This window comes from uncultured Ruminobacter sp. (assembly GCA_902764345.1).
Taxonomy (GTDB): domain Bacteria; phylum Pseudomonadota; class Gammaproteobacteria; order Enterobacterales; family Succinivibrionaceae; genus Ruminobacter.
The window spans coordinates 1-6,057 of record CACWVT010000077.1 but is presented as its reverse complement, the minus strand read 5'-3'; the positions used below and the strand labels follow the sequence as shown (position 1 = coordinate 6,057).

General features: G+C 39.7%; 6 protein-coding genes, 2 tRNA genes and 1 rRNA gene. 2 read left to right on the top strand and 7 right to left on the bottom strand.

Annotation, left to right across the window (positions count from 1 at the left end; all coding sequences use genetic code 11):
* Nucleotides 1–272: 272 nt before the first annotated feature.
* The 3 genes from QZU58_RS09655 to rplM all read right to left on the bottom strand — a co-directional run bounded on the left by QZU58_RS09655 (nucleotide 273) and on the right by rplM (nucleotide 1,832).
* The gene (locus QZU58_RS09655; protein ID WP_294496344.1) at nucleotides 273–770 is read right to left on the bottom strand and encodes a ClpXP protease specificity-enhancing factor; all 498 of its coding nucleotides are present in this window, start codon (nucleotides 768–770) and stop codon (nucleotides 273–275) included.
* A 229-nt stretch (nucleotides 771–999) separates the two neighbouring features.
* Nucleotides 1,000–1,392 (bottom strand): 30S ribosomal protein S9, encoded by a 393-nt coding sequence (gene rpsI / locus QZU58_RS09650; protein WP_294462989.1) that lies wholly within the window; start codon nucleotides 1,390–1,392, stop codon nucleotides 1,000–1,002.
* 11 nt (nucleotides 1,393–1,403) lie between these two features.
* On the bottom strand, nucleotides 1,404–1,832 hold the full coding sequence (rplM, locus tag QZU58_RS09645; protein ID WP_294462990.1) for a 50S ribosomal protein L13: 429 nt from the start codon (nucleotides 1,830–1,832) through the stop codon (nucleotides 1,404–1,406).
* Between the two features lie 495 nt (nucleotides 1,833–2,327).
* On the opposite strand from rplM, the gene QZU58_RS09640 reads away from it, so the two are divergent.
* Both QZU58_RS09640 and QZU58_RS09635 read left to right on the top strand, forming a co-directional pair.
* A complete protein-coding gene (locus tag QZU58_RS09640; RefSeq protein ID WP_294462992.1) occupies nucleotides 2,328–2,738 on the top strand; it encodes a DUF1043 family protein in 411 nt (136 codons plus the stop codon).
* 283 nt (nucleotides 2,739–3,021) lie between these two features.
* Nucleotides 3,022–4,389, top strand: a complete 1,368-nt coding sequence (locus QZU58_RS09635) for a DegQ family serine endoprotease (protein ID WP_294462993.1) — start codon at nucleotides 3,022–3,024, stop codon at nucleotides 4,387–4,389.
* 80 nt (nucleotides 4,390–4,469) lie between these two features.
* On the opposite strand, the gene QZU58_RS09630 is transcribed toward QZU58_RS09635, so the two are convergent.
* From QZU58_RS09630 to rrf, 4 genes are all read right to left on the bottom strand, one after another.
* A complete protein-coding gene (locus QZU58_RS09630) occupies nucleotides 4,470–5,570 on the bottom strand; it encodes a trypsin-like peptidase domain-containing protein (protein WP_294496342.1) in 1,101 nt (366 codons plus the stop codon).
* Between the two features lie 118 nt (nucleotides 5,571–5,688).
* A tRNA-Thr gene (locus QZU58_RS09625) sits at nucleotides 5,689–5,764 on the bottom strand.
* 113 nt (nucleotides 5,765–5,877) lie between these two features.
* Nucleotides 5,878–5,953 (bottom strand) — tRNA-Thr (locus QZU58_RS09620).
* Nucleotides 5,954–5,962: 9 nt separating this feature from the next.
* Nucleotides 5,963–6,057, bottom strand: a 5S ribosomal RNA gene (gene rrf / locus QZU58_RS09615); the annotation flags it as partial.

Below are 6,057 nucleotides of genomic sequence, written 5' to 3'. Positions count from 1 at the left end.
ACGGAAATATTTGGAAAACTCTCGAAAGAAGAAGAGGAAACAGACGAAGACGACAACATACAGTCATTGGACGAACTGGATATTATCCTAAGTGAAATCAAGAAATAGAAAGACCGAACCTCACGTTATTTGAAATTCGGTCTTATGTGTCCTAAACATATGAATTACAACAAAGTTTAGGGCGTTGCCTACTGACGACAAAAACCATAATACAAAAAGGCACGCCTCCAATTTCATGGAGGCGTGCCTTTTTTTAATTAGAACACCGGAATTTACTCAACTATCTCAAGTGTAGGCTTCTTATGTTCAACCTTTTTCTTCGATTTTGGAGATGATGAAGGGGTGTCTTCCTTCACGCCTGTATTCTCAACCTCTTCCACTGCAGAAAGATGTCCCTTATTCTGCCCGGCATCCGCATTTTCATAATAATCATCATAGCCGGCCTCTGGAAGCAGATACATTCCCAGTTTAGGATCTTCTCTCGGATATATTGATGTTACCGCAATCATCGGTACATACACTGAATGAGGTACTCCACCGAATCTTGCATTAAATGAAATGCCTTTGTTATCTATCTTCAAATTTAAAACGGCACGAGGAGATATGTTCAATATAATTAAACCATTTTGGGCATATTGCAGAGGTAAATCCACTTCCGGAAAGTTAACATTTACTGCTATCTGAGGAGTCAGCAGATTATCAACCATCCAGTCATACATTGCCCTCACAACATAAGGTCTGCACGGAGGCACTTTAATACCGTCAGCCATAAACACTCCTACATATTTTTATCTACTTTAAATAATAGCATATTAAAGAACAATTAAATATACGAATAATGTGGATAACATGAAATTTTTGAGATTTTTATCGAGTAGTTGATATTTAATACACCTTATTTTTAAATTTAATGGAGGAATTCCGCAATACAAAACACTCTTTTACAAAAAAAAACCCCGGATGACCGGGGTTTCACATTCACACAATAAAAAAATTGTATTAACGCTTTGAGTACTGAGGACGCTTACGAGCCTTGTGTAAACCAACCTTCTTACGTTCAACACGACGAGCATCACGAGTTACGTAACCTGCCTTGCGAAGTTCAGAACGGAATGATTCATCGTACTCGATAAGAGCACGGGTAATACCGTGACGAACAGCACCAGCCTGACCAGAGTTACCACCACCAACTACAGTGATGTATAAATCTAAAGAATCCTTAAGATTTAATAATTCGAGTGGCTGACAAACAACCATACGAGAAGTTGGACGAGTAAAGTACTCTTCAAGCTTCTTGTTGTTGATAACGATGTTGCCGGTACCCTTCTTGATGAATACACGTGCAGTAGAGCTCTTGCGGCGGCCTGTACCGTAGTATTGATTTTCTGCCATTTACTTAATCCTTAAATGTCTAAAACCTGTGGTTTCTGAGCTGCGTGATCATGAGAAGCACCAGCATAAACCTTTAACTTACGGAACATTGCACGACCTAAAGGTCCCTTTGGTAACATGCCACGAACAGCTGATTCAATAACCATTTCTGGCTTAGACTGAATAAGCTTGTCAAAAGTGATTGACTTGATGCCACCTGGGAAGCCAGAGTGAGCATAGTAAACCTTATCAGTGGTCTTATTACCAGTTACAACAACCTTAGCTGCATTTACAACGATGATGTAATCACCGGTGTCAGCTGAAGGGGTGTATTCAGGCTTGTGCTTACCTCTTAAACGTGAGGCGATCTCAGTAGCAAGACGACCTAAAGTCTTGCCTTCTGCGTCAACTACATACCAGTCACGCTTAATAGTGTCTGGCTTAGCTACAAAAGTTTTCATTGATATAACCCAACTAAAAAACAGTTAAACATAAGTACCATCAAACGGTACAAAAAATAATTTTCGATATCTTTACCCCCTTCGAGATAAAGAAAACTCGAATACGCTCATGTTTTTAAACATTAACGTTATGTGGGCGTGCAAATAATACACTAAATTCATAAATTTTGCATTATTTTTTTGAGATAATCACAATAATTATTTTCTGACCTAGACATACGGGAAGAAATATTAAAGTACTCTTCAAAACATCAAATCGGTAATCCGGGAGACGCAGAAAAAAAACATCATTCCCCTCCTGTCAAAACGACATTACATAAACCGTAATGACGTGTTTTCCAATTTAAAGTGACTAATCCTATATTTTTGAAAACTCGCTTTTTATAACTACCCTCTTTATCTTATAATCACATACATATTGAACGTTTACAGTATAACTACAATAAATAATAAATCAGGCACGCATACCGTGACCGACAAGGAGGGATAACTAATATGGACGATACCACTGTCTACATCATACTGTCCGGAGTTTTGGGGATTATCATCGGTTTTCTGCTGAGACACTTCCTTATCAGAGACGCCTCTAAAATGGAATTGCAGGACGAACTTACCAAAGTTCAAAGAGAGATGGCAACACAGAGACGAATTCTTACAGATTTTTTCCAGACATCAGGAACACTCTTCGATCAGCTTGAGAGCAGTTATTCGACTTATGCCAGATTCATGAATGAACAGTCACAGAAGATAATACCTCAGTTCAGCAATATGTATCAGGCTGCTCATCATGACGTGTACCACGCACCGCATCAGGCTCCAAAATCATCTGAAACTGTTATAAAGGAGGCTGAAATTATTTCTGAAGAACAGACCAATACGCCGGATCTGTCGGTGGACGCCAAATAGTTATCAGACGTCATCCAAACCATTAGGGAGCAGTAACTTTGTCTACGGCTCCCTTTTTCATAAAATGTGGCAAAGATTCCATAAATAACAATTCCTGTTGAATCAATAGCACATAACCCCATATTAACTATTGTATGAAGGATCATAAAACACTATAAATATTCGGTCCTGTCGTTCTGCAGAAGAACAGCACAGTATGAACTTTCATAAAAATTAACTGTCTTAAATACGACAACGATTATGCACTTTATTATCTTTATTTTTCATTGGAGATAAATAAGTAATGTTAAACAATAAAAAAATAATCGGTGCTTTAAGCATCGCACTGGCTCTCAGCCCTATTGGTAATCTTGCCTATGCTGACGCCACCCCTCTTATCGGCGCACTTTCACAGAACAGCGAAGGTATTCCTTCCCTTGCGCCACTCATTGAAAAGGCAGTACCTGCGGTAGTAAATATTTCCGTTAACGGTAAAAAATCACTTAATCAGAACTCTCTCGACATACCAGATGAATTTAAGTTTTTCTTTCCTGAAATTCAAAAAGAGAGAAAATTCTCCGCACTCGGTTCAGGAGTAATCATTAACGCCGAAAAAGGTCTTGTAATCACAAACTATCATGTCGTTGATGGAGCCGAAGACATAAAGGTTACTCTTCATGACGGTAGAGTTCTTAAAGCAAAGGTAAAAGGGGAAGACGAACAGACAGACTTTGCCCTTCTGGAACTCGAATCTCCTAAAAATCTCACAGAGCTTAAGTTTGCTGATTCAGATAATCTGAAAGTCGGTGATTTTGCCATTGCAATAGGCAATCCATTCGGCCTCGGACAGACTGTAACCTCAGGTATTATAAGTGCCCTGGGCAGAAGCGGTCTTAATATTGAAAACTATGAAAACTTTATTCAGACTGATGCCGCCATTAACTCAGGAAACTCAGGCGGAGCACTGATAAATCTCAAGGGTGAACTCATAGGAATCAACACTGCTATACTCGGAAGATCCGGAGGTAACATCGGCATTGGCTTCGCCATTCCGTCAAACATGGCTCATTCAATTGTTGACCAGTTGATTTCAAACGGTAAGGTGACACGCGGTCTATTAGGGATAACCGGTACCGAAGTCAATGAGGATCTGGCTAAAAACTTTGATTATCACAGTGTAAACGGCGCTTTCGTAAATGAAGTTCTAAAAGATTCTGCTGCTGATAAAGCAGGAATAAAGTCCGGAGATATACTCACATCAATAAACGGTGTAAAAATCAGTAACTTCGGTCAGCTCAGAGCAAAAATTGCAACACTGGGTGCCGGCGCAAAGGTTAAAATAGGTATCTTTAGGGATGGTAAAGAAAAAGAAGTAGAAGTAACCTTAGACGGAGATAACGGTAAAACCTTAGCATCAAACAGCAGTAATCCGCTTTTTGAAGGAGCTACGCTGTCCGATAATGACGGTCGCGGTGTTCTGGTATCCGATGTCAAAGACAACAGCAGAGCTGCAAGATATGGTCTTGCAAAGGGAGACATCATCACCGAAGCTAACCGCGAAAAAGTAAACAGCATGAGTGATTTGAACAAGATTCTTTCCAAGAAAAACAAATTCCTTGCGCTTAAGCTTGACAGAAAGGGAACAACCGTATATCTCACAAGCAACTACTAAAAGCATAACGTAAGACGCAATTCGTCCAAAAAGCTAAAGAAAAACCCTGCAAAAGCAGGGTTTTTTATCACTGGAAAAAATTATCGCTGCTCAGCAAGAAGAACTGAGATCGTAACCAGCTCATCTCCTCTCATAATTTCAAAAACAAGAGATGTATTAGGCTGGGATGAAGCAATAATATTCATAACATGTTTCAAATCAGTAATCTTCTCACCGTTAACACTTATGATAGAATCACCTGCATATAAAAGATTATGGGCCGGTCCTGAGGGGTCAATGCTGGTAATTACGACACCTGACTTACGTCTTAAGGAATCAGAACCTGATGTGATGTCCTTTGCCATAATGCCCAGATATCCTCTTATAACCCTTCCGTGCTTAATTATGTCTCTCATGATATTGAGAGACAGTTCAGCGGGTATCGCAAAACTTATACCATTAGTCTGATTTTCAATTGAAGACAAAGTAGCAGTGTTCATCCCGACAAATTCACCGAAAGAATTAACCAGAGCACCACCGGAATTACCGGAATTAATTGCTGCGTCAGTCTGAATAAATTCCTGAATACCAGGGGACAAATCAAGTGTATTAACATTAGTTACACCACTTCCCGTTCTGCCTACAGCACTTATGATTCCCATTGTAATGGTCTGACCAATGTTATAGGGGTTACCAATAGCCAGAACAACATCTCCCAGACGTGGCTTTCTGTTAAGATTGATTGGAATTACAGGAAGGACATCCTTAGTATTTACCTTTAGGACAGCTATATCGGTACGCTTATCATAACCGACGATCCCCCCTTGATAGGTCTTACCATTACGCAGCTGGACAAATATGGTGCTACCGGATATTGAAGCATTCATAATTACATGATAATTAGTAAGAATATAACCATTTTTATCAACGATGATGCCGGAAGCAGAGCTAAAGTTTTTATTTACAGATGAAGTATCATTTGAGCTTCCGTCATAATCAGAATCTGTCACCTGAATAAAAATGTTAACCACGGCCGGAGCGCTTGCCTCAATTGCCTGAGTATAGTTGGCAGGGGCACTGTTGTTTTGAAACAGAGAGTAGGTGAGTTTATTATTCTGCTCCTTGATCATTAGATCGTTAACAATCAAAATCGTAATCCCCAAAATCAGACCTGAGAACACCGCATGCAGAACAGATTTCATGATGTATGCCTTTAGCAACAATTATTAAAAAAACAACTATAGCAAGTATACATTAAATAAAAAATATTGTCTGAAATATGAAAGATTTTTAAAGGGATAGTATAGAACAGATATAGAGTGGTGCTGATACCCAGAATCGAACTGGGGACCTCACCCTTACCAAGGGTGCGCTCTACCGACTGAGCCATATCAGCACAATTGAACGTTCACAGGGAACACAGGTATTATATACAAAAAAGTAATAAATACAAGAAAAATTTTTACTTTCTAAAACAAAAACCCCCTCGCAATGCAAGGGGGCAATGTATGGTGCTGATACCCAGAATCGAACTGGGGACCTCACCCTTACCAAGGGTGCGCTCTACCGACTGAGCCATATCAGCAAATTAAATGCCTGGCAATGACCTACTCTCACATAGCGAATGCTACACTACCATCGGCGTGACCGCTTTTCACTTCTGTGTTCGGAATGGGAACAGGTGGTTCA